This window comes from Sphingobium sp. SYK-6, from assembly GCF_000283515.1.
Taxonomy (GTDB): domain Bacteria; phylum Pseudomonadota; class Alphaproteobacteria; order Sphingomonadales; family Sphingomonadaceae; genus Sphingobium; species Sphingobium lignivorans.
In genome coordinates this window covers 4,093,268-4,115,574 of record NC_015976.1, presented here as the reverse complement: position 1 = coordinate 4,115,574, position 22,307 = coordinate 4,093,268, and the positions used below count along the sequence as shown (strand labels likewise).

Here is a 22,307-nt window from a genome sequence, read left to right as displayed (position 1 = left end):
CCGATGATGTAGGGTGGCGCGATCCGGGGGGAAGAGGCCGTCAGTGGAGCGAAATCGCGCTCCTATAGGGAAAGGCAGGCATGGGCCGCAAGCTGTTCAGAGTGCGGGAGAAGGCGCGTGGGCCGCAGAGGCGGACCCTCGCGCCCCTGTGTGCCGTTCTGGCCGGCCTGCTGCTGCCCGCCACCATGCCCGTCCGCGCAGGCGCCCAAGGAAGAAGAACTGGAGAAGGCGGGGCGCATCGCGAGCCAGCCCGCGCGGGATGTCGGCATCAGCAAACGCAAGGTGCCGCCGGTCCTCCAGGAGGCTGTCAAGAAGCCCTATGCCGTGCCGCGTCGCCAGGATTGCCGCTGGCTCAATTACGAGCTGGCTCGCCTCAATCAGGCGCTCGGTCCCGATTTCGACGTCGAGGACAAGAGCGATGAGGACAAGGTCGAGCAGCTTGCCTATGCCGGCGGGGAAATGATTGTCAATTCGCTCATCCCGTTCCGGGGTCTGGTGCGGGAAATCTCGGGCGCGGGGCCAGCGGATCGGCGACGCACCGCGGCGATCAATGCCGGGCTTGCGCGGCGTGGCTATCTCCGGGGTCTCGCCACCGCGAAAAGCTGCGCCTCATCAGCCATGGCGGCGGCGGAATGAGGCCGACGGGCGCCCTTGTCCACCGCCAGCGGATGGCGAATCCGCGCGAGGGAACCAGAGCAACGGCTATCAGTTACCCGGATGGTCCGTTGCTCTGATGCGACAGGGAGAAAATCACATGGCGCGCGCAGTCCTCACCGTCCTCCTTTCATTGACGCTTGCCGGCGCGGCGGACGCGCAGGAAAAGGAAGGGGACAAGACGCTCGACAAGGCCGGGGAAATCGCCACGCAGCCCGTGCGCGACGTCGGAATCCAGAAGACCGAGATCCCCGAGGTTTTGACGCGCGCCGTCTCCCAGCCTTATGCCTCCCCGGGCTCGGGGTGCCGGACGCTCGTCGCGCAGATCGCGGAGCTGAACGACGTGCTCGGGCCCGACTTCGGCGGGAACAGCAAGGAGAATGAGGACAAGTTCGGCAAGCTCGCCGCGGCGGGCGGCGAGGCAGTGGTCAATTCGCTCATCCCCTTTCGCGGGCTGGTGCGCGAAGTGAGCGGCGCGGCGCCCGCGGAGCGCCGGTTCGACGCTGCCGTCAATGCCGGGCTGGCCCGGCGCGGCTATCTGCGCGGGCTGGCGGTCAGTCGCGGATGCAAACTGCCACCGCCCCCGGCTCCCAAGAAGGAAGACGGAAAGAAGAAGGACGAAACGCAGAAGTAGGCGCGACGGCTCAGCCGCGCAGCACCGCGCCCTGCTTGCCCGCCGCCGCGACAATGCGCTCGGCGATGGCCTTCAGTTCCTCGTCGGTGAAGCTCTTGTCGCCGGGCTGCAGCGTCACTTCCACGGCGAGGCTCTTCTGGCCCTCCGGCACGCCTTGCCCGATGAACAGGTCGAAAAGGCGCGCATCCACGATGGCAGCCTTGTCGGCGCCGCGCACCGCACGCACCAGTGCATCGGCTTCCAGCGCTTCCGGCACGAGGAACGCGAAATCGCGCGTGACAGCCTGGAGGGCGGGCGGCGCGTAGGGCGGGCGCATGAAGCCGGTCCGCTTCGGCAGCGGAATCGCATCAAGATGCAGTTCCCCGGCGACCACCGTCCCATCAAGTCCGAAGGCGCGGACAAGGCGGGGATGGAGCACGCCATAAGCGGCCAGCACATTCTTGGGGCCCAGCCGCAGCGTACCGGACTGGCCGGGATGATAGGCGTTGCCGGCCTCGTCCATCATCTGCAGCCGCGCGACAGGCGCGCCGGCTGCCGCGAGCAGAGTCAGGGCTTCCGCCTTGGCATCGAATGCACTGAAGGGTTGCGCCTTTCCGCCCTGCCAGCTGCGGGGCTGCTTCTCGCCCACGAGCACGAAGCCGAGCGTAAGGCGCTCGTCGCTGCTTCCATCCGCCTTGCGGAAATAGCGGCGGCCGATCTCGAAGAGGCGGATGGCAGAGGCACCACGATCGGCATTGCGCCGCGCCGCCGAGAGCAGGCCCGCAAGCAATGTCGGGCGCATGACCTTGAGGTCTTCGCTGATCGGATTGGCCAGCGTCCAGTCGCCGCCGCCGAAGGGCGCCGCTTCCGTTTCGGAAATGAAGGACCAGTTGATCGCCTCGTTGAGACCCCGCGCCGCAGCCGCCCGGCGTGCCCGGCGCTCGATGAGCTGGAGCGGCGTCGCGGTCGGCTTCGCGACGCCTGCCGCGCGGGGCAGCGGCACGGAAGGCACCTCGTTCAGGCCCTCGATGCGGACCACTTCCTCCACGAGGTCGGCGGGCCCATGCACGTCGCGGCGCCAGCTCGGCACCGTCACCTGCCAGTCGGCGCCGACCGTGAAGCCAAGCCTTTCGAGGATCGCCGCTTGACGGTCCGCGGGGATGGCCAGCCCGCCAAGCCGTTCGGCAAGGCCAGGCTCGTAAGCGATGGTCCGGCGTTCCACGGGCGGCGTGCCCGCGCGCGTCACTTCGCTCGCCGTGCCGCCGCACAGCGCCAGCACCAGCCGAGTGGCGATCGCCAGTCCCTCGTCGAGGAAAGCGGGATCGACGCCGCGCTCGAAGCGCTGGCGCGCGTCTGACGTGAGGCCGAGCGCCTGGCCGGTCCGTGCAATGCTCTCGGGCGTGAAATAAGCGCACTCGATGAGCACGTCCGTGGTCGTGTCCTGCGCGCCCGAATGTTCGCCGCCCATGATGCCGCCAATGTCGTGCACGGCGGCCTCGTCGGCGATCACGGTCATGGCACTGGTCAGCGCATAGGTCTTGCCGTTGAGGGCCAGGACCTGCTCGCCCGGCTGCGCCTTGCGCGCGACCAGCCCGCCCCGGAGGCGCGCCATGTCATAGACGTGGAGCGGGCGACCAAGGCCGATCATGACGTAATTGGTGATATCGACCAGCGCGCTGATCGGCTTCTGGCCAATCGCCTTCAGTCGCCGCTGTAGCCAGTCCGGCGAAGCGCCGTTCGTGACGCCATGCACGGCCTGCGCGTAGAAAGCGGGGCAGCCTTCCGGATCATCGGTGCGCACGTCCGGCCCGGGCCCCTGCGGCACGACCGGAGGCAGCATGGCCAGGATCGCGTCCAGCGGCCTCAGCGTGCCCACACCCTTTGCAGCGAGATCGCGGGCGATGCCGCGCACGCCCATGCAATCCTGCCGGTTGGGGGTGATGGAAACCTCGATGACGGGATCGTCGAGCTGCGCATAATCGGCGAAGCTGGTTCCTACCGGCGCGTCGGCCGGCAGCTCGATGATGCCTTCATGATCCTCGCCCAGCTCCAGCTCGCGGGTGGAGCACATCATGCCGTTCGATTCGACGCCGCGGATGGCGGCCACGCGCAGCACCATGCCATTGGCGGGCACGGTCGCGCCGGGCATGCCGAACACGCCGACAAGCCCGGCACGGGCATTGGGCGCGCCGCAAACCACCTGCATCGGGCCGTCGCCGGCGTCGACGCTCAGCACCTGCAGCTTGTCCGCTTGCGGATGCGGGCTCGCGGTGAGAACCTTCGCGATGCGGAAGCCTTCCAGCTTCTCCGCCGGATTCTCGACGCCTTCGACTTCCAGCCCGATATCGTTGAGCGCGCGCAGGATATCGCTCAGCGCGGCGTCGGTCTCCAGATGCTCCCGGAGCCAGGACAATGTGAACTTCATGCGCCGACTCCTCCGCTGAGCGTGGGCACATCCAGCGCGGAGAAGCCATAATGGCGCAGCCAGCGCAGATCGCCGTCGAAGAAGGCGCGCAGGTCATTCATGCCATATTTGAGCATCGCCAGCCGGTCGACGCCGGTGCCGAACGCGAAGCCCTGCCATTCCGCCGGGTCAAGGCCGCTGTTGCGGATCACGGCGGGGTGGACCATGCCGCTGCCCAGCACTTCCATCCAGCCGCCATTCTCCGCGTCGCCGCTGCCGCCGATCACGCGCTGTCCCTTCTCGACGGTATAGCCGACATCGACCTCGACAGACGGCTCGGTGAAGGGGAAATAGCTGGGGCGCAGGCGCAGCACGATGTCCTCCCGCTCGAAGAAGGCCTTCAGGAAGGTCTCCAGCGTCCATTTGAGGTGGCCGAGGTGAATGCCCTTGTCGATGACGAGGCCCTCGATCTGGTGGAACATCGGCGTATGGGTCGCGTCCGAATCGGAGCGATAGACTCGGCCCGGCGCGATGATGCGGATCGGCGCGTCCTGTTGCATCATCGTTCGGATCTGCACCGGCGAGGTATGCGTGCGCAGCAACATCGCGGCCGTTTCGCCATTGCCGCCGGTGGCGCGATAATTGTCGCCGAAATAGAATGTATCGTGCATCGCACGGGCCGGATGCGTCTCCGGGATGTTCAGCGCCGTGAAATTGCGCCAGTCATCCTCGATCTCCGGGCCGGTCGCGACGGAGAAGCCGAGATCCGCGAAGATTTCCGCCAGCTCGTCCATCACCTGGCTGACCGGATGGACGCTGCCCTGCGGGGGCAGGTCGGCGGGCAGGGTCATGTCGAGCCGTTCGGCCGCGAGCCGCGCATCGAGCGCCGCGGTTTCGAGGGCCGCCTTGCGCGTGGCCAGCGCCGCCGTCACGCTTTCCCGCAGCTCATGGATAGCGGGGCCCCTGGCCTGCCGTTCCTCCGGGGTCATGGCGCCAAGCGTCTTGAGCAGCGCGGTCACGACGCCGTTCTTGCCCAGAGCGCCGACGCGCAGCGATTCCACGGCATCGAGCGTATCGGCGGCGGCGATTTCGGCGACGAGGCCGTCCTTCAGGGATGTGACTTCACTCATGGGCGGGTCCGCTAGCCTAATTCGGCGCAAACGAAAAGGGCGCCGGAGGTGACCCCGGCGCCCTTCGAGACAGGATTGCGCTGCCGATCAGGCGGCGGGCAGTGCCGCGCGGGCCTGCGCGATGATGCCCTTGAACGCCTCGCCCTCGTGCATCGCGATGTCGGCCAGGACCTTGCGGTCCAGTTCGACGCCCGCGAGCTTGAGGCCGTGCATGAACTGACCGTAGGTCAGGCCTTCCATGCGGACGGCGGCGTTGATGCGCTGGATCCACAGGGCGCGGAAGCTGCGCTTCTTCACCTTGCGGTCGCGATAGGCGTACTGCCCGGCCTTTTCGACGGCCTGACGGGCGATGCGGATCGTGTTCTTGCGACGGCCATAATAGCCCTTCGCCTGATCCAGAATCCTCTTGTGCTTCGCCTTCGTGGTCGTGCCGCGTTTCACACGTGCCATGTCGCTCTACTCCTTACTTCAGGCCGTAGGGCGCCCAGAGGCGCACATGGGCGACGTCAGCGTCGGAGAGAACCTCCGTGCCACGGTTCTGGCGAATATACTTCGCATTGTGCGAGATCAGGCGGTGGCGCTTGCCGGCCACACCATGCTTGACCTTGCCGGTGGCGGTGAACTTGAAGCGTTTCTTCACACCGCTCTTGGTCTTGAGCTTGGGCATTTTCGTCTCCTTGTCCGTTTATGCGCCGCTCGCAAGGAGCATGACGCAGACGATTGCGGACGAACACGGCAGCCCTTACGGCCGGCCCGTCCCCTGGCATCCATGGTCGCATGGAAGCGCGGCGCTATAGTCGCGGACCCGCCGGGAGGCAAGCGGGAATCGCGCGGGCAACGCGCAGGCCCTGCAGGATGCGGGGTTGTTTTTGACTCCGGTCAAGGCAAGCTCGGCCTGGCAGGCACAATGTGCCACAAGCCGGAAGCGGGCCGGGGCCCGCCCAATGCGAGGAGGCTGCCATGAAAACGGTGATGGTGCTGATTCATGACGATGTATGCCAGGAAGCGCGCCTGCAATCCGCGCTTGATGTCGTAAGGGCTGTCGAGGGCCATCTGGTCTGCCTCGACCTCGTGCAGATGCCGGTGATTGCCGATGGATTCGGCGTTGGCGGCGGCGCGGGCGTCCTGCTCATGGACGAGCGGGAGCGTGAGGACAGCAATGTCGAGCGACTCGAGCCTCGCCTGGCCAATGAAGGCGTGAGCTATGAATGGGCGCGCGTCCACGGCCAGTCCGACGTGGCGATCACCGACAGTATCCGTCTGGTGGACCTCATCGTCGTGGGCAAGCAGGGCCTCGGGGAGATTGCCGAGTCGGGCAATGCCGCCGCGCGGCTGGCGGAGCTGACCTCGGCGCCGATCCTGCTGGTGCCGACGGACCAGAAGCGGCTCGATCTCTTTGGCAAGGTCCTCGTCGCCTGGGACGGGTCGGCGCCCGCGGACGCAGCCGTTCGCGCTGCGGTTCCGCTGCTCAAGCTGGCCAGCGAAGTGGAGGTGCTGACCATCGGCGAAGGTGAAGCGAGCCCTGACGAAGTGGCGGCCTATCTCGATCGCCATGGCTGCAAGGTCACGGCCCGTCTGCTCCCCAAGACGGGCGATGTCGGCACGCAACTGCTCGACGAACTGAACGGATCGGGCGCGCGCTGGTGCGTGATGGGCAGCTACGGGCACAGCCGCCTGCGCGAACAGATTTTCGGCGGCGCGAGCCGGAAACTGCTGGCCAAGGCTCAGGTGCCGGTGCTGATCTCGCACTGAAGCAACGCCGCCCGTCGCCCGGCGCGCCGCTCTCTTCACGGACGCGTCGGGCCGGGACGGCCGGTTTCGCCGGACGCTTCAGTTGCCGTTTCAGCCCGACATGGCGAAGTTGTTGACGTCGAGCAATTCGCCGCATCGATTGTCGGCGGCATCGAGCAGCCGCCGCTCCAGCGTCGCCAGGCGCGATTTGCTCTCGAGCTTTCCGCCGAGCAGATCCGTGAGATAGAAAGTGTCCACAGCCCGCTCGCCGAACGTGGCGACATGGGCGCTGTGGACCATGGTCTTGGACTGGAACAGGGCGAAGGCAAGGCTCAGCAGCAGCGCCGGGCGGTCACGCGCCATCACCTCGACCACGGTGAAGCGGTTCGAGGCCTTGTTGTCGATGATGACCTGCGGCACGACCTCGAACGCTTCCGCGCGCGTGCGGGGCAGGGGCCGCTGGTCGAGCTTGGTCAGCAGCTTCTGCCGGTTGGCTAGCGCGTCCTCGATATAGGTCTTGATGCGCGCGAGTTGCTCGGGCGCATCGAAACGACGGCCAAGCGGATCCTGCACCAGGAAATTGTCGAGCGCCGAACCGTCCTTCAGCGTGTGGATGCGGGCATCGATGATGTTGCCGCCCGCCAGATGGATGGCGCCGGCAATGCGATAGAAGAGGCCGGGATGGTCGGCCGCATAGACGGTGACCAGAGTCGCGCCACGTTCCGGATAGGGCTGTGCCTCGATCGAAAGACCGGTCTGCCCTGCGGACAGCAGGTGCCGCGCATTCTGCTCCAGAATGTGGTCAGGCTCGGCAATCCAGTATGACTGGGGAAAATGCTTCACGAGCTTGTCGAAGGCCTTGTCCCCGATGCCGAGGCGCTGGCTGAGCTTCTGCCGCTTCTCCTCGATCCGCTCCTGCCTGCCCCGCTGCTTGTGGCCGGGGCGGATGACTTCCTCGGCGGCATCATAGAGCTCGGTGAGGAGCTGGCGCTTCCAGCTGTTCCAGACACCCGGCCCCACCGCGCGGATATCCACGACGGTCAGCAGCAGCAGCAGCCGCAGGCGCTCCGGGCTCTGCACGACTTCGGCGAAATCGAGGATCGTCTTGTAATCGGCCAGGTCGCGCTTGAAGGCGGTCGCCGACATCAGCAGATGATAGCGCACCAGCCACGCGACGGTCTCGGTCTCGGCGGCGGTCAGCCCCAGTCTGGGGCAGAGCTTCTCGGCGATCTCGGCGCCTTGCAGGCTGTGATCTCCGCCCCGTCCCTTGGCGATGTCGTGGAGCAGGACCGCGACGTAAAGCACGCGCCGGGAATTGATCCTGGTGATGATTGCGCTGCCGAGCGGATGGTCTTCCCGCAGGTCCCCCTTCTCGATTCGCGAGAGGAGGCCGATCGCCCGGATCGTGTGCTCGTCGACCGTATAATGATGATACATGTCGAACTGCATCTGCGCGACGACCCGGCCGAAGTCCGGCACGAAACGGCCGAACGTGCCGGCCTCATTCATCCAGCGCAGCACTTTCTCGGGGTCGCGCGGCGATGTGAGGATGCCCATGAACAGGGCATTGGCCTCCGGATCGTTGCGCACTTTCCGGTCGATGAGGACGGCGTCACGATTGAGGGCGCGCATGGCGTTCGGATGGATCTGCAGATCGTGCTTGTCGGCCAGCGCGAAGATCTCGATCATCCGCACCGGTCGCTCGCGGAAGAAGTCGTCATGCGGAATGGCGATCCGGCCGCGATCCAGCACGAAGCCGTCCAGCTTGCGCGGACGGCTGAAGATGGCCGGGATGTAGCGGCGGCCCTTGCGGGCCATGGTGTCGTCCAGATGCGCGAGGAAAACGCCGGTAAGATCGCCGACCGTCTTCGCCATCAGGAAATAAAGATGCATGAAGCGCTCGACCGGGGGGCGTCCGCGCTTCTCTACGAAGCCCATCCGGTGCGCCACCTCGATCTGGAGATCGAAGGTCAGCCGGTCCTCGGCGCGGTTCGATATTTCGTGCATGTGGCATCGCACGGCCCACAGGAAATTCTCGGCGCGCTGGAACTGGGAGAGCTCCGCCCGCGTCAGCAGGCCGACATCCACCAGCTCGGCGACGGTGCGCACGCGGTTCACATATTTGCCGATCCAGAAGAGGGTGTGCAGGTCTCGCAGGCCGCCCTTGCCTTCCTTGACATTGGGTTCCACCACATAGCGGCTGTCGCCCATCTGCTTGTGACGCGCATCCCGCTCCGCCAGCTTCTCGGCGACGAAGCTGCGCGCTGTGCCTTGCATCACGTCGCTGTCGAAGCGCCGCACGCATTCGTCATAGACGCCACGGTCGCCCCAGATGAAGCGTGCCTCCAGAAGCGCCGTGCGAATGGTGAGATCGGACTTCGCCATGCGCATGGTCTCGTCGATCGATCGGCTCGAATGGCCGACCTTGAGGCCCAGGTCCCAGAGGGCATAGAGCATGGATTCGATCACCTGCTCCGTCCAGGACGTCGGCTTGTAGGGCGTGATGAAGCCGATATCGACATCGCTGTACGGCGCCATCTCGCCGCGCCCGTAGCCGCCCACGGCGATGACGCTCAGGCGCTCGGCCGCCGTGGGATTGCTGACCGGATAAAGATGCGTGACCGTCGCGTCGAAGAGCAGGCGCACGATCTGGTCCATGAGGAAGGCCTGCGCCGTCACTGCGTCGCGGCCGCGCGTGGGATTGCGTGCCAGCCTTGCCGACACTTCCCGACGCCCCGCCGCCAGCGCCTCGCGCAGCGTGACCACGATCGCCTGTCGGCGCGCCATAACGTCGCCGAGGCCGACCAGCTCGGCGTTCAGCACATCGGCGACTTGCCGGCGATCGATGATGGCGCGCCGTCCGGGCAGCGATTCGGCAAGCTTGTTCATGACACTCATATAGGAGCGGCGTCCGATAATTGCTTGAGGGCATAGACGAGCTCGAGCGCTTCGCGGGGCGAAAGACTGTCAGCGTCGGTCTGCGCCAGCCGCTCGCGCAGCGGATCGGGTGCCTTGTCGGGCTGCGGCGCCAGCGCGGCGGCGAACAGCGGCAGATCATCGAGGCCGGCCGCAATGCCGCCAGTCTGCGCTTTTCCGGCCTCCAGCCTGGCAAGCACGTCCCTGGCACGGGCCAGCACCTGTGGCGGCAGTCCGGCGAGTCGGGCGACGGCGATGCCGTAGCTGCGATCGGCGGGTCCCTCGCTCACTTCGTGCAGCAGCACGAGATCGCCTTGCCATTCGCGCGCCCGCACATGGTGAAGAGACAGCGCTTCCAGCCGTTCGGCGAGGCGCGTCAGCTCATGATAGTGAGTCGCGAACAGGCAGCGGCAGGCGTTCACGTCGTGGATCGCCTCGACCACCGCCCAGGCGATGGCCAGCCCGTCATAGGTCGAGGTGCCGCGCCCTACCTCGTCGAGAATGACGAAGCTGCGCTCGGTCGCCTGCGCGAGAATCGCGGCCGTCTCGATCATCTCCACCATGAAGGTGGACCGGCCCCGCGCCAGATTGTCCGAAGCACCGACCCGGCTGAACAGCCGGTCGACAAGGCCAAGCCGAGCGGCGCGGGCCGGCACGAAGCTCCCCGCCTGCGCCAGGATGACGATCAGCGCGTTCTGGCGCAGGAAGGTGGACTTGCCGCCCATATTCGGCCCGGTGACCAGCCACAGCCGATCGTCCTCGTCCAGCCGGCAGTCATTCGCGACAAAGGCAGCGCCTTCGCGCCCGAGTGCGGCCTCGACCACGGGGTGGCGACCGCCGGATACATCGAGGCAACGATCCTCCACCAAGTCCGGGCGCGTCCATCCGCCCTCGACGCCGCGCTCCGCGAGGGCAGCCGCGACATCGATCCGCGCCAGCGCGTCCGCCGTCCGGGCGATCGCCTCGCGCCTGCGGACAGTGCGTGCGACCAGCTCCTCGAAATGCGCTGCCTCGGCGGCGAGGGCATGCGCGCCGGCCTGGGCGACGCGGCCCGCCTGTTCGTGAAGATCCACCGAATTGAAGCGCACCACGCCGGCCAGGGTCTGGCGATGCGTGAAGCCGCTGTCCTGCGCCAGCAGGGCATCGGCATGGCGGGCAGGCACTTCGACATGATAGCCAAGCACGCCATTGTGGCGGATCTTGAGCGCGGCGATCCCCGTCTCCTCGCGGTAACGCGCTTCCAGGCTGGCGATCGCGCGCCGGCCGTCCCCCGCCAGGCGGCGCAGTTCGTCGAGCGCGGCATCATAGCCCTCGGCGATATAGCCACCATTGGCAGCTTCCGTCGGCGGAGCGGCGACGATGGCGCGCTTCAATATGTCGATCAGTTCCCCGTGCCCGTCGAAATGCGGCAGCAGGTCGTCAAGCAGCGCGGGCCGCGAGGGCAGGCGCCCCAGCCTCTCGCGCAGGCGATGGGCGGCATCGAGGCCATCGCGCAATTGCCCCAGATCGCGCGGGCTGCCCCGGCCGATGGCTATGCGGCCGAGCGCCCGACCGACATCGGGCAAGGCCCGCAGTCGGGCACGGACATCCTCGCGGAGCGGTCCATCGTCGTGGAACCACTGGACGAGGCTCAGCCGGGCTTCGATCGCTTCGCGGTTCATCAGGGGCGCGGAGAGATCGGCCGCCAGCAGCCGCGCGCCCGCGCCGGTCACCGTCCGGTCGACGGCCGCCAGCAGGCTGCCGGCCCGCTGACCGCTTTGCGTCTGCACGATCTCCAGGCTCTCGCGGGTGGCCGGATCGATCGCGAGATGTGCGCCCGAACCCAGCCGGACCGGCGCAGCGAGAAACGGCATGCGGCCCTTGCCGACATGCTCGAGATAAGCGAGCAACCCGCCCAGCGCGGAAAGTTCCGCGCGCGAGAAGGCGCCGAAGCTCTCCAGTGTCGTGACGCCGAAATGCCGGCGGATATGCTCTTCGGCGCGCGCGCTGTCGAAACTGCGACTCTCGAACGGCATGGCGGCCGGGATGCTTTCCGCCAGTCCGGGCCGCGCGATAACCTCGCTCGCGCCCAGGCGGGCCAGTTCAGCCTCGATGGCATTTCCTTCGAGCGTCACCACCTCCAGCCTGCCGGTGGATATATCGGCTGCGGCGACGGCCTTCGCGCCTCCGCTTTCGCCCACGGCCGCCAGCAGGTTGGCCCGGCGGCTGTCCAGCAACGCTTCCTCGGTGAGCGTGCCGGCCGTGACGAAGCGCACGATCGCGCGGCCGACGAGCGCCTTGGAGCCGCGCGCCCGGGCCTGTTCCGGCGTCTCGGTCTGTTCGGCGATGGCCACGCGGTGCCCCGCCCTGATGAGGCGCGCCAGATAGCTGTCCGCGCTGTGCACGGGCACGCCGCACATCGGGATCGGCTCGCCGAGATGTTCGCCGCGCGTGGTCAGCGCGATGTCGAGGGCTTGCGCGGCCACCTTGGCGTCATCGAAGAACAGCTCGAAGAAGTCGCCCATGCGATAGAAAAGCAGGTCCCCGCCCGCCTCCGCCTTCAGGGCCAGATACTGGGCCATCATGGGCGTAGGCGCGCTGGATGCGCTTCGTGCGGCTTTGTCGGTCTTCGACCCGGGAATGGCATGATTGGTCACGCGCATTGCGTTAGCAGCGCATGCGGATGGCGAAAAGGCGCCTGCCGCGACGGAAATCATGTCCGCACCCCTTGTCGATCGGATCGGATTGTCGCTAGGGCAGACTTGATCGAAGGGCCCCACTCCCATGACAGATACGACCAGCGACAAGACGACCATCGAATTCTCGGAGCGCGAGGCGCTTCTCTTTCATTCGGCCGGCCGGCCCGGGAAGATCGAGATCATCGCTTCCAAGCCCATGGCCACGCAGCGCGACCTCGCGCTGGCCTATTCGCCGGGCGTGGCGGTTCCCGTGCGGGAGATCGCCGAAAATCCGCAGACGGCCTATGATTACACCGCGCGGGGCAATCTCGTCGCGGTCATCTCGAACGGCACGGCGATCCTGGGCCTGGGCAATCTCGGAGCGCTGGCGTCAAAACCGGTGATGGAAGGCAAGGCCGTCCTGTTCAAGCGCTTCGCGGACGTGGACGCCATCGACCTCGAGGTGGACACCGAAGACCCGCAGGCCTTCATCGACGCGGTGGCGCTGCTCGAGCCCAGCTTCGGCGGCATCAACCTCGAAGACATCAAGGCGCCCGAATGCTTCATGATCGAGGCGGCGCTCAAGGAGCGGATGAACATTCCGGTCATGCATGACGATCAGCACGGCACGGCCATCATCTGCGCCGCCGGGCTCATCAATGCCTGCCACCTGACCGGACGCGACATCAGCGAGGCCCGCGTCGTCGTGAATGGCGCCGGCGCTGCCGCCATCGCCTGCACCGAACTCATCAAGGCACTGGGCGTGCCGCATGACAATGTCACCATGTGTGATCGCGAAGGCGTGATCTATCAGGGGCGCACGCACGGCATGGACCAGTTCAAGTCCGCCCATGCGGTGCGCACGGAGGCGCGGACGCTGCATGAGGCGCTCAAGGGCGCGGACATCTTCCTCGGGCTCTCCGCCAAGGATGCGCTCAGGCCCGAGTGGATCGGCGAGATGAACGCCCGGCCGATCATTTTCGCGATGGCCAATCCGGATCCGGAAATCCTGCCGCCCGTCGCAAAGGCGGCGCGGCCCGATGCCATCGTGGCGACGGGCCGGTCGGACTATCCGAACCAGGTCAACAATGTCCTCGGCTTCCCCTTTATCTTTCGCGGCGCGCTCGACGTGCGGGCCACGGCGATCAACGAGGCGATGAAGATCGCCGCGGCGCAGGCCATCGCTTCGCTCGCGCGCGAGCAGGTGCCGGAGGAAGTCGCGCTGGCCTATGGCAAGTCGCACAGCTTCGGCGCGGACTATATCATTCCCGCGCCCTTCGATCCCCGTCTGATGGAAGTGGTGCCGGCCGCCGTCGCGCAGGCCGCGATGGAATCGGGCGTGGCGCAGCAGCCGATCGAGGACATGGCCGCCTATCGGCAGACCCTGCGCGCCCGGCTCAATCCCACCACCTCGGTCCTGACGCTCGCTTATGAAGGCGCGCGTGCCGCGCCCAAGCGCGTTCTCTTCGCGGAAGCCGAGGAGGAAGTCGTCCTGCGCGCGGCGATCCAGTTCCGGGACGGCGGCTATGGCATTCCGGTGCTGGTCGGCCGTCAGGACGTCTATGAGAAGCTGAGGGAATTGGGCGTCCGCGACCCGGAAAGCTTCGAGCTCTACAACAGCGTGAATTCGCCGCTCGTGCCGAAAATGGTCGACGCGCTTTACGAGCGCCTCCAGCGGCGCGGCTATCTGCGGCGCGACTGCGAGCGGATGGTCAATCGCGATCGCAACATCTTCGGCGCGCTGCTGCTCAAGATGGGCGAGGCGGACGCGATGATCACCGGCGTCACCCGCACTTATGCCCAGACCATGCGCGAATTGCGCCGGGTCATCGATCCAGCGCCGGATCGCACCTGCTTCGGCATCCATGTCCTTGTCGGCCGCAGTCACACGGTGTTCATGGCCGACACCACCGTCAACGAGCGTCCCGGCGCCGCCGAGCTTGCCGATATCGCCATTGGCACCGCCGCCGTCGCCCGTCGGATGGGCCATGAGCCGCGCGTCGCCTTCCTTTCCTATTCGACCTTCGGCAATCCGCCCGGCAACTGGCTCGACAATATTCGCGAGGCAGTCGGCCTGCTCGACCAGCGCAACGTCGATTTCGAATATGAGGGGGAGATGGCACCGGACGTGGCGCTTAATGCGCGCGTCATGCAGAGCTATCCCTTCAGCCGCCTGTCCGGGCCGGCCAACGTGCTGGTGATGCCGGGGCTCCAGTCGGCCAATCTTTCCGCCAAGCTGCTGCGGGAACTGGGCGGGGACTCCGTGATCGGCCCCATGCTCATCGGCATGGGCCAGCCGGTGCAGATTGCCGCCATGGCGTCGACCGCCTCGGAACTGGTGACGCTTGCCGTGCTCGCTGCCGGCGGCATCGCGCGCTGAACCGACCGCCGCGTCCGGCCGGCGATCCGGCCGCGCGCCAGCTCAGAGGCAGCGCTCGAACCGCTGGGTCCGGCCCTGAAGCGACCCATCGCGCAGCAACACGGTGCCTTGCCGGCAGCGCTTGCTGTCCTTGAGCTCCGCGTCGCCGACGACGACGAGGCCATGATAGTTGCCGGCGACCCAGTTCTGCGCTTCCCCACTGGCCATGGCAGTGGAAAGCGCATGGGCCACGCTCGGGATGAGCAGATAATTGCCTGAGGCGACGATCGCTTCGTCGGGCGCGGACGCCGGACCTATAGCGGCCGCCTTGGGGGCAATGGCCTCGCCCTGCGCGATGGCCACGGACGCGCGCTTCGTGGGTGCCACCGCCGGGGCAGCCGCCTGCCGCTCGATGACGGCGGTCAGCCGGGTCGGTACCGCCTTCGTGGGGATCACGACGGGCGTTTCGTCCGGCCTCGCCGGCGCTGCAGCGTCCTCGCGATCGATGATCGCAGCCGAGACGGTTTCCCCGCCCATGATGGACGAGCCGCGCTTCGACCACATCCATCCGGCCAGCGCCAGTAGGAGGGCGGCACAGCTTATCGTTCCGACAAGGATCATGAGGCGCTGGGCGAAGTCCAGACGCGGCCCGGCCTGTTGTCGCGGCGTTTCGGCATCGATGGTTTCGCTTGCCCGGTCGAAGCCGACTTCAAGCGATCCCACCGCGAACCGCCAGCGGCTCCGCCTGGCGCTGTATCTGCCGACCGGCGCCTGCTCGGCAAAGAAATCCGGCCGCCCCAGGGGCTGCAGATCGCCGAAATGCTGCATCGCGGCTCTCCCTCAATTGCCCATCATGAAGTCAACAACGGGTCGATTGCAAGGAAAACCACATGCGCGGCGCCCTTCGAGCCGAAAGCGTCCCGGAAATCACCGGGACGATCGACGATGTCAGCCGCCGTTGGGGCCTGGGCCCGTCGGCGCGCCGCCGCCGCCCATGCCGCCCGCACCCACCGCGCCGATATTGCCGAAAATCTCGTCGAGGAGGCTCCGCTTCCGGCCCAGCGTCGGCGTCTTGGCGCCGACGGGGGACAGATTGGCGATCTGATCGAGCGTTGCGTTGCGATCGATCGTGGCGACGTTGCCTTGACCATCGAACTGGACAGTGATGAGCAACTGCTCCGTCGGGCGCGGCGAACTGAAGGCGAGCGCCCGCGTATCGCGCGCCACATAGTACCAGCGCTCCGGCCCGAACTGCGAGACGAAGGTGGGCCGGCCAAGCGCGCCTTCCACGGAGGCCTTGTTGTCCACGCCGGGCAACACGGAATCGACGATGAGCTGGTCGACAAGATAGCCCTGGTGCGCCCGGATCCGGGTGCAGCCGCCCGCGAGCAGCAGGATCGCCGCCACGCTCGCCACAAGGAGCGGTCGCTTCATCCCTCGCTGCATGTTCATCGTCCGCTCGTGTCCTTCTCGAAAATGCGCCCGGCGGGCCTCGCCGCCCATTGCATTGCCAGCCTCTGCAATCAATATGCAACTGTCCGATGGTGGAGACCCGCCATCATGATCCATCCTGAACTTTCCCTGGCTGCGCAAAGCTGAACCGCACATGAGTCTTTTGTCATCTCTTTTCGCTCGCAAGGATGATCGCGCGGCGCTGCGACCCCTTTATGCGATGATCGTCGCCACGGCCCGTGAACCGCACTGGTATGAGCGCGGCGGCGTGGCCGATTCGCTGGACGGCCGGTTCGACATGGTGGCGGCGGTGCTCTCGCTGGTGCTGCTTCGGCTCGAAGCGCTGGATGCGAAAGGCGAATCCGCCAGGCTGACGGAGCTTTTCATCGACGACATGGATGCCCAGATTCGCCAGATCGGCTTCGGGGATGTCGTCGTCGGCAAACAGGTGGGCCATATGGTGGGGGCGCTTGGCGGCCGGCTGGCGGCCTATCGGGCGGGTCTGGCCGGCGAGGCGCCCCTTTCGGAGGCGCTGGTGAGAAATCTCTATCGCGGCAATGCGCCGGCGCCGGAAGCGCTTGCGTATCTCGAGGGAGAATTGCGGGCGCTTTTCGGGCGCTTGTCGGGGCAGGATCGCGACGCGCTTCTTTCCGGCCGGTTGCGGGGCTGAACCATGCCGGAGCGGCCGCCCGAATTTTCCCGTATCGTCCGCGCCAACGAAATAGGCGAGGGGACGCGCGAACATGTCATCAGCGCCACGGACCAGGAGCGCGCCGCGCTCGCGGGGCGCTTCGGGTTGCGGAGGCTCGATCGCCTGGAGGCATCCGCGCGGATTTCGCCGGAAGCGAATGGTTACCGCATCGACGGGACCGTGACGGCGGATCTGGTGCAGGCCTGCGTCGCCACGGACGAGGATGTCCCGGCGCATCTGGATGCGCCTTTCGTCATTCGCTTCGTGCGGGATCTCGAGACAGCGGAGTCGGAGGAAGACGAGATCGAGCTGCGCGACGAGGATTGCGACCTGCTGCCGCTGGAGGACGAGAGAATCGACCTCGGCGAAGCAGCGGCGCAGACGCTCGCGCTCAATCTCGATCCCTATCCCCGGGCCGCGGGCGCCGACGAGGTGCTGCGGGCCCTTGGCGTGCTCCGCGAGGATGAGGCCGGCTCGCTTGCTGCGGCGTTCAGGGACGTGCTGTCAGGGAAAGGCGGCGGGAAGCGCTGAGCGGGCCGCAGAGCTCGACATCAGCGCGCAACCCGACGTCGGGACCACCGCAAGGCCTCGGCCCTGCCGCCGTCACAGGCGAATGGATACGGACTTGAGCTCCATATGAGCGAGAATACCCTCTCGTCCGTTCTCGCGTCCCCAGCCCGATTGCTTGAAGCCCCCGAACGGCAGGGCATGATCGATGCCGGCGCCGTTCACTCTTATGGTCCCGGCGTCGATCAGCCGGGCCAGCCTGTGTGCCCGGGAAATGTCGCGTGTCCAGATGTTCGCGGACAGGCCATAGCGCGTATCGTTCGCGCGCGCGGCGATCAGATCGAGGTCATCTGCCTCGAACGGCATGACCGTCAGCACGGGGCCGAAGATTTCCTCGCGATACACGCTCATATGCGGTTCGGCGCCCGCGAGTACGGTCGGGCGGACAAAATGCCCTGCCGGATCGGCCAGATCACCACCCGCCACCACCGTGCAGCCATCGGTCGCCGCCTGCGCGAGGAAGCCCTCGACGCGTTGCTTCTGCCCGCCCGACACAAGCGGACCGATTTGCGTGCCTTCCGCGGTCCCCGGCCCGACACGCAGCGCCCCGGCATGCGCCGCGACTGACTCCACGACGCGATCGAACACTCCGCGATGGGCGTACAGTCGGGAGCCCGCGACACAGACCTGGCCGGAATTGAGGAAGATGCCGTTCGCCGCGCCCAGCGCCGCCGCATCGAGATCGGCGTCCGGGAAGATGAAGACGGGCGACTTGCCGCCCAGTTCGAGCGTGACGCGCTTGAGCGTCGGCAGGGCAGCGGCGGCAATGGCCTGCCCGGTCGCCGTCGAGCCGGTGAAACTGATCTTGGAGACGCGTGGATGGGCCGCCAGCGCGGCGCCTGCCTGCGAGCCCAGCCCCGTGACGATATTGATGACCCCGGCGGGGAAGCCCGCTTCCAGAACGAGCTGGCCGAGCCAGAGCGCGGAAAGCGATGTCAGCTCGGCAGGCTTCAGCACGATGGTGCAGCCCGCCGCGATCGCCGGGCCGATCTTGTTCGCGGCCATCGTCAGGGGAAGATTCCAGGGGATGATCGCGCCAACCACGCCCACCGGCTCGTACACGGTGTAAGCGTGATGATCGGGCGCGGAGACGGTCGGCGTTTCGCCCGATATCTTGCCTGCCCAGCCGGCATTATAGCGTAGCCCCGATATCGCGCCGCCGACGCTGAACCGGGCGAGGGAGAGCGGCATCCCGTTGTCGAGGCTTTCCAGGAACGCGAGCGCCTCTCGATCGCGCTCGACGAGATCGGCGAGCCTCCAGAGCAAGCGCGTCCGCTCGCCCGGCGGCATGGCGCGCCAGGAGGGCGCGCGGAGCGCGTGCCCGGCAGCGCGAACGGCATTGTCGACGTCCGCCGCGCCGCCGGCCGCGATGCTGCCGATCGTCCGGCCGGTGGCGGGGTCCTCCACGGGCAGCGTTTCGCCGCTCGCGGCCGGTTGCCAGGCGCCGTCGATCAGCAGGCCATGCGAGGCATCGAGGAAGCGCAGCACTTCGGGCGGCGGCGCGGTGGGCTCGCTCATGTGCTGCGGCGCTCAACGAGCGTGAAGCCGATGTCGACGCGGGGCGCCTTGGCGCGCTCGCGCTGGCTCCTGGACAAGGCCTGGAGCATGAGGGTGGCGGCCTGCCGCCCCATTTCCGCGCCATCGATGCGGACCGAGGTCAGGGAAGGCTCCAGTTCCCGCGCGAAATCGAAATCGCCAAAGCCGACCACCGCTACATCCTCCGGCACCCGCACACCACGCACCGAGGCTTCTATGAGGATGCCCTGCGCAAGCCAGTCGGAGGAGCAGACGATCACGTCCGGCCGCTCGCCGGCTTCCCAGATGCGGGCGAAGCTGCGCCGACCTTCGCCGATCGTGCCCGGCAGGGTGTGGTCGATGCTCCTGGGTTCCGGGCGGCCGGCTTCCATCAGCACCCGTGAGATCCCGTAGCGCCGGATATGGCCACGGCTGCTGTCGGTCGAGAAGATCATCGGCCGCTGATAGCCCTTGCGGAGCAGGAAATTGCCCACCTCGATCCCGATGTCATGATGGGAAATGCCCGCGACCATATCGATGGGCGTGATGGGCGTCTCCCAGGTCTCCACGATCGGCAGATTGGATTCCACCAGCAAGGCGCGGACGTCAGGCGACATCGGCAGGCCGATGAGGATGAGCCCGCCGGGGCGCCGGCTGAGGATCTGGGTCACGATCTTCTCGCGGGTCGCGTTTCGCTCGTAAATGCCAAGCAGGGTCTGGTAGCCCCCATCATCGAGCGCGGCGACCGCGGCCCTGACCGTGGTATCGAACAGTTCGAGCGGCGTGGGCGGGGCCATGATGGCGATCAGCCGGCTGCGATTGGTGATGACCGTGCCGGTCGTGAGGGACGGAATATAGCCCGTCTCGGCAATCGCGGCATGGACGCGGCCCAGCGTCTCCTTGGTAAGCAGGTCGGGCGTATTGAGTGCGCGCGACACTGTGGCGGTCGAAACCCGCGCGGCTCTGGCGACGTCGGCAAGGGTCGCTCCCGCCCGGCGGCGGACAGGTCCTTCGCTCGACATATTCGTCATTTAGTTCGCCGCCCTCAAAATCAATATGCCCTCAGCTTGGGCGATCCACGTCGCTTAGGCAATGGCCCAGGACCACAAGGTCCCCTCGCGTCCGGCGGCTTCGGTTCGCCGAGCCCGCACATTGCCGGGGGCGCCCGAACCGGCCGACATCAGGCTCCAGAGCGCGAGCGGCCATTGCTCGCCCGCAGCCTGAAGCACGTCGGCCTGGGCCGGTGAACCAATGGATTGCCGGTGCGACTGTTCACCCTGCGCAACATGATGCGACATGCGAAAGCTGAATGGTCGTCGGGCGGCAGCGGCAAGACCGCCCGCCACGACCATGTCGCCATAGCCCGTCAGACCCCGCAGGCCGGCGGGCGACGCACCGCGCAAAGGCCCATGCCAGACGCTCACGAGATCGCCCTCGCTGGCAAATACGCGCGCGCCGCTCCCACGGGCGGCATCCGCGAAGGCAAGGGCGGCCTTGAAGCGGGGATCGACGATGACGGACATGGCCTGCGCGTCATCGACTGCCGCGAAGAGTGGGGCAGGGAAGGCAAGGCCAGCGGTTGCGAGGCTGCCGAGCTTGAGAAGGTCGCGCCGGATCATCGCACATGCGCCTTGGTCTTGTCGGCCGTGGCGAGATAGGCCGCGAGCTTGTCGAGCTCATCGTCCGTCACTTCGACACGCGTGATGGGCGGCATGCTGAAGATGCCCTGCCGCGCCACGCCCTTCACATATTCGGCAGGAAGGTCGGTCCGTTCGGCAAGGAGCGCACGCGCCTTGCCCCAGCGCCGTTCGAGCTGAATGCTGCCCGTGCCTCCGGGCAGGTGGCAATAGCCGCAATGCTTGAGGAACAGTCCCCTGCCATCCAGCCCGGCAGGCGCCGGGGCGGCGACAGGAGCAACCATGGCCTGATCCGGGGAAGCCAAGCTGCCCGCGGCGGCACCAGCGGCGATCAATGCCGCCACGATGGTCATGCCCAGAGCCTTCATGCCGGGTCTCCCGTGCCGATCGTCTTGTAGGGGGCCGGCCAGATGCCGTTCTTGCCCGGCGCGATGATGCCATTGGGATCGATGGCGTTCTTCACGGTCTCGTTGAAGCGGCCCAGCGCGCCGCCATTGAAATCGAAGCTTTTCGAAACCGGGTCCATGAAGTCGAGATGCGTGCGATATTCGCCGAAGCCGGCCGCCTTGGCATCGCCGATGAGGGTATGGAACAGCTTGCGGGCGCGCGACACCATATCAGCGTCGTCCCGATCATAGAGCAGGATGTTCACATTGTTGATGTGGCGATGCCCCATGGTGAAGGAGGTGTAATAATCGAGGCCGTGCTCCTCGAAACGCGCCTTCATCGCGCGGAACGTCTTGCGGGCGAGGGCGCCGTCGGGCGGCATGACGGGCGAGAAGCCCATATGACCGCCCCGGCCGCCCCACCAGTTGACGATCTGCAGGGCCGTGGCGCTGGGCGCGCGCGCCGCAGCCCGGTCGAGCGGCTCGCCCCGATGCCATTCCTCGAACTCGATCGGCTTGCCCAGATGCGGCTCGAGTGCCTTGCGAATGAGCTGTTCCTTGGCGCGCACAATGCCTTCATGCCCGTAAATGCCGAGCGAGAAACGCCACCAGCCGATGTCGTAATGCTTCATCATCTTGTCGGCGATGGCATCGGGAAGCGCACCCTTGCCATCATACCATTCGCTGCGTTGGGACAGCACGGCCGCGTCGTGCAGATAGTTGCCGAACACGAAATTGTGATCGACGACATTGTTGAGGCGGAGCTGGTGCAGTTCATCGATCGCCCATCCGATGTCGTCGGCCTGCGGCAACTCGATCTTCGCGCGCAGCGTCATTTCCGGCTCGGGCATCAGCCACAGGCCCATTTTCGTGACGACGCCGAAATTGGACTGGACGAAGGCCTGATCCCAGGAGGGGCCGAAGCCATGCTGATAGGACTGCCAGGTCTTGCTGCCGGCCATCGCGCCCATGCCGGTGCGCATCAGATCGCCGGTTGGCGTCACGACCTCCATGCCGCAGATCTTGGCGGCGTGATCGCCATAGGGCGTGTAGCCCAGGCCGCGCTCCAGGGCATTGCCCATCACGCTGCCCCAGGCATTGCCCGGCAACGACATCCAGAGAGGAATGTCGTTCTCACGCAGGAAGTTGTAGAGATCGTAGAAGCCCACGCCCGGCTCGACGAGGCAATGGCCGAACTTCACGTCGACATCGAGGATGCGGTCCATCCGGCCAAGATCGAGCACGACCGTGCCCGGCATCGCCGGCGCGGCCCAGCCATAGCCGAGATTCTTGCCGCGTGCCGTCGGCCATAGCGGGACCTTGTGCTCATTGGCGAGACGAACCAGCGCCTGCACTTCCTCGGCGCTGGCCGGCGCGATCGCGGCAGACGCCGCATGGTTCAACCCGTCGCCAAGCGCATAGGGATCGACATAGCTGGCGCGGTCTTCCTCGCTTGAAAGGACCCATTGCGATCCGACGACGCCCGCAAAGGCTTTCAGGGCGCGGGAAAAACGGGGGGCATCTAGATTGGGCGGAAACAGCTCGGACATCACTCTCTCCCTGCTATGCCCCTGCATATCGGCAGGCTGTTTATA

At 66.8% G+C, this 22,307-nt stretch carries 19 protein-coding genes; 6 read left to right on the top strand and 13 right to left on the bottom strand.

The annotated features are described in order from the left end of the window. The first annotated feature begins 117 nt into the window (after positions 1-117). Together SLG_RS18950 and SLG_RS18945 are read left to right on the top strand one after the other, a co-directional pair. Positions 118-636, top strand: coding sequence for a hypothetical protein (locus SLG_RS18950; protein ID WP_231848707.1), 519 nt, complete (start codon positions 118-120; stop codon positions 634-636). A gap of 118 nt (positions 637-754) precedes the next feature. Continuing rightward, positions 755-1,288 carry a hypothetical protein gene (locus SLG_RS18945; protein ID WP_051003819.1) on the top strand — a complete coding sequence of 178 codons (534 nt, stop codon included), beginning with the start codon at positions 755-757 and terminating at the stop codon, positions 1,286-1,288. Positions 1,289-1,298: 10 nt separating this feature from the next. On the opposite strand, the gene pheT is transcribed toward SLG_RS18945, so the two are convergent. From pheT to rpmI, 4 genes are all read right to left on the bottom strand, one after another. After that, positions 1,299-3,692: a phenylalanine--tRNA ligase subunit beta gene (pheT, locus tag SLG_RS18940; RefSeq protein ID WP_014078136.1), complete on the bottom strand. Its 2,394-nt coding sequence runs from the start codon at positions 3,690-3,692 to the stop codon at positions 1,299-1,301. Further along, positions 3,689-4,801: a phenylalanine--tRNA ligase subunit alpha gene (gene pheS, locus SLG_RS18935; RefSeq protein WP_014078135.1), complete on the bottom strand. Its 1,113-nt coding sequence runs from the start codon at positions 4,799-4,801 to the stop codon at positions 3,689-3,691. The genes pheT and pheS overlap by 4 nt, the downstream gene beginning before the upstream one ends. 87 nt (positions 4,802-4,888) lie before the next feature. Further along, on the bottom strand, positions 4,889-5,251 hold the full coding sequence (gene rplT, locus SLG_RS18930) for a 50S ribosomal protein L20 (RefSeq protein WP_014078134.1): 363 nt from the start codon (positions 5,249-5,251) through the stop codon (positions 4,889-4,891). Between the two features lie 13 nt (positions 5,252-5,264). Next, on the bottom strand, positions 5,265-5,468 hold the full coding sequence (gene rpmI, locus SLG_RS18925; protein ID WP_014078133.1) for a 50S ribosomal protein L35: 204 nt from the start codon (positions 5,466-5,468) through the stop codon (positions 5,265-5,267). Between the two features lie 293 nt (positions 5,469-5,761). Here rpmI and SLG_RS18920 point away from each other — a divergent pair, with 293 nt between their 5' ends. Next, positions 5,762-6,553 (top strand): universal stress protein, encoded by a 792-nt coding sequence (locus tag SLG_RS18920; RefSeq protein ID WP_014078132.1) that lies wholly within the window; start codon positions 5,762-5,764, stop codon positions 6,551-6,553. A 90-nt stretch (positions 6,554-6,643) separates the two neighbouring features. On the opposite strand, the gene SLG_RS18915 is transcribed toward SLG_RS18920, so the two are convergent. Together SLG_RS18915 and mutS are read right to left on the bottom strand one after the other, a co-directional pair. Then, positions 6,644-9,430 carry a [protein-PII] uridylyltransferase gene (locus SLG_RS18915; RefSeq protein ID WP_014078131.1) on the bottom strand — a complete coding sequence of 929 codons (2,787 nt, stop codon included), beginning with the start codon at positions 9,428-9,430 and terminating at the stop codon, positions 6,644-6,646. Beyond that, positions 9,427-12,012, bottom strand: coding sequence for a DNA mismatch repair protein MutS (gene mutS / locus SLG_RS18910; protein WP_148276776.1), 2,586 nt, complete (start codon positions 12,010-12,012; stop codon positions 9,427-9,429). Before mutS ends, SLG_RS18915 begins: the two co-directional genes overlap by 4 nt. A 199-nt stretch (positions 12,013-12,211) precedes the next feature. Between mutS and SLG_RS18905 the strand changes: the two genes are divergently transcribed. Then, positions 12,212-14,485 (top strand): NADP-dependent malic enzyme, encoded by a 2,274-nt coding sequence (locus tag SLG_RS18905; RefSeq protein WP_014078129.1) that lies wholly within the window; start codon positions 12,212-12,214, stop codon positions 14,483-14,485. A 42-nt stretch (positions 14,486-14,527) separates the two neighbouring features. Here the strand turns inward: SLG_RS18905 and SLG_RS18900 are convergent, their stop codons facing one another. Together SLG_RS18900 and SLG_RS18895 are read right to left on the bottom strand one after the other, a co-directional pair. Further along, positions 14,528-15,292: a hypothetical protein gene (locus SLG_RS18900; RefSeq protein WP_014078128.1), complete on the bottom strand. Its 765-nt coding sequence runs from the start codon at positions 15,290-15,292 to the stop codon at positions 14,528-14,530. 120 nt (positions 15,293-15,412) lie between these two features. Continuing rightward, entirely contained in the window at positions 15,413-15,916 is a 504-nt protein-coding gene (locus tag SLG_RS18895) for an outer membrane protein assembly factor BamE (RefSeq protein WP_014078127.1), read from the bottom strand. A gap of 154 nt (positions 15,917-16,070) precedes the next feature. On the opposite strand from SLG_RS18895, the gene SLG_RS18890 reads away from it, so the two are divergent. Together SLG_RS18890 and SLG_RS18885 are read left to right on the top strand one after the other, a co-directional pair. Then, the gene (locus SLG_RS18890) at positions 16,071-16,586 is read left to right on the top strand and encodes a ubiquinol-cytochrome C chaperone family protein (protein WP_014078126.1); all 516 of its coding nucleotides are present in this window, start codon (positions 16,071-16,073) and stop codon (positions 16,584-16,586) included. A 3-nt stretch (positions 16,587-16,589) separates the two neighbouring features. Continuing rightward, entirely contained in the window at positions 16,590-17,138 is a 549-nt protein-coding gene (locus tag SLG_RS18885; protein ID WP_014078125.1) for a YceD family protein, read from the top strand. 72 nt (positions 17,139-17,210) lie between these two features. Here SLG_RS18885 and SLG_RS18880 read toward each other — a convergent pair whose 3' ends face one another. The 5 genes from SLG_RS18880 to SLG_RS18860 are packed head-to-tail and all read right to left on the bottom strand — an operon-like array spanning position 17,211 to position 22,262. Continuing rightward, complete coding sequence (locus SLG_RS18880; protein ID WP_014078124.1) at positions 17,211-18,692, bottom strand: aldehyde dehydrogenase family protein; 1,482 nt, start codon at positions 18,690-18,692, stop codon at positions 17,211-17,213. Then, complete coding sequence (locus SLG_RS18875; protein ID WP_014078123.1) at positions 18,689-19,720, bottom strand: LacI family DNA-binding transcriptional regulator; 1,032 nt, start codon at positions 19,718-19,720, stop codon at positions 18,689-18,691. The genes SLG_RS18880 and SLG_RS18875 overlap by 4 nt, the downstream gene beginning before the upstream one ends. Positions 19,721-19,774: 54 nt before the next feature. Further along, positions 19,775-20,308: a hypothetical protein gene (locus SLG_RS18870; RefSeq protein WP_014078122.1), complete on the bottom strand. Its 534-nt coding sequence runs from the start codon at positions 20,306-20,308 to the stop codon at positions 19,775-19,777. Next, a complete protein-coding gene (locus SLG_RS18865; protein ID WP_014078121.1) occupies positions 20,305-20,694 on the bottom strand; it encodes a c-type cytochrome in 390 nt (129 codons plus the stop codon). Before SLG_RS18865 ends, SLG_RS18870 begins: the two co-directional genes overlap by 4 nt. Beyond that, the gene (locus tag SLG_RS18860; RefSeq protein WP_014078120.1) at positions 20,691-22,262 is read right to left on the bottom strand and encodes an FAD-binding oxidoreductase; all 1,572 of its coding nucleotides are present in this window, start codon (positions 22,260-22,262) and stop codon (positions 20,691-20,693) included. Before SLG_RS18860 ends, SLG_RS18865 begins: the two co-directional genes overlap by 4 nt. Positions 22,263-22,307 lie beyond the last annotated feature (45 nt).

Excerpts from the sequence above, each read along its gene's own strand:
- mutS (WP_148276776.1), bottom strand. The coding sequence starts at position 12,012 with ATGATGGCCCAGTATCTGGCCCTGAAGGCGGAGGCGGGCGGGGACCTG.
- SLG_RS18895 (WP_014078127.1), bottom strand. The coding sequence starts at position 15,916 with ATGAACATGCAGCGAGGGATGAAGCGACCGCTCCTTGTGGCGAGCGTG.
- SLG_RS18885 (WP_014078125.1), top strand. The coding sequence starts at position 16,590 with ATGCCGGAGCGGCCGCCCGAATTTTCCCGTATCGTCCGCGCCAACGAA.
- SLG_RS18865 (WP_014078121.1), bottom strand. The coding sequence starts at position 20,694 with ATGAAGGCTCTGGGCATGACCATCGTGGCGGCATTGATCGCCGCTGGT.
- SLG_RS18875 (WP_014078123.1), bottom strand. The coding sequence starts at position 19,720 with ATGACGAATATGTCGAGCGAAGGACCTGTCCGCCGCCGGGCGGGAGCG.
- SLG_RS18920 (WP_014078132.1), top strand. The coding sequence starts at position 5,762 with ATGAAAACGGTGATGGTGCTGATTCATGACGATGTATGCCAGGAAGCG.
- rplT (WP_014078134.1), bottom strand. The coding sequence starts at position 5,251 with ATGGCACGTGTGAAACGCGGCACGACCACGAAGGCGAAGCACAAGAGG.
- SLG_RS18915 (WP_014078131.1), bottom strand. The coding sequence starts at position 9,430 with ATGAGTGTCATGAACAAGCTTGCCGAATCGCTGCCCGGACGGCGCGCC.
- rpmI (WP_014078133.1), bottom strand. The coding sequence starts at position 5,468 with ATGCCCAAGCTCAAGACCAAGAGCGGTGTGAAGAAACGCTTCAAGTTC.
- SLG_RS18905 (WP_014078129.1), top strand. The coding sequence starts at position 12,212 with ATGACAGATACGACCAGCGACAAGACGACCATCGAATTCTCGGAGCGC.
- pheS (WP_014078135.1), bottom strand. The coding sequence starts at position 4,801 with ATGAGTGAAGTCACATCCCTGAAGGACGGCCTCGTCGCCGAAATCGCC.
- SLG_RS18900 (WP_014078128.1), bottom strand. The coding sequence starts at position 15,292 with ATGCAGCATTTCGGCGATCTGCAGCCCCTGGGGCGGCCGGATTTCTTT.
- pheT (WP_014078136.1), bottom strand. The coding sequence starts at position 3,692 with ATGAAGTTCACATTGTCCTGGCTCCGGGAGCATCTGGAGACCGACGCC.
- SLG_RS18945 (WP_051003819.1), top strand. The coding sequence starts at position 755 with ATGGCGCGCGCAGTCCTCACCGTCCTCCTTTCATTGACGCTTGCCGGC.
- SLG_RS18860 (WP_014078120.1), bottom strand. The coding sequence starts at position 22,262 with ATGTCCGAGCTGTTTCCGCCCAATCTAGATGCCCCCCGTTTTTCCCGC.
- SLG_RS18870 (WP_014078122.1), bottom strand. The coding sequence starts at position 20,308 with ATGATCCGGCGCGACCTTCTCAAGCTCGGCAGCCTCGCAACCGCTGGC.
- SLG_RS18890 (WP_014078126.1), top strand. The coding sequence starts at position 16,071 with ATGAGTCTTTTGTCATCTCTTTTCGCTCGCAAGGATGATCGCGCGGCG.
- SLG_RS18880 (WP_014078124.1), bottom strand. The coding sequence starts at position 18,692 with ATGAGCGAGCCCACCGCGCCGCCGCCCGAAGTGCTGCGCTTCCTCGAT.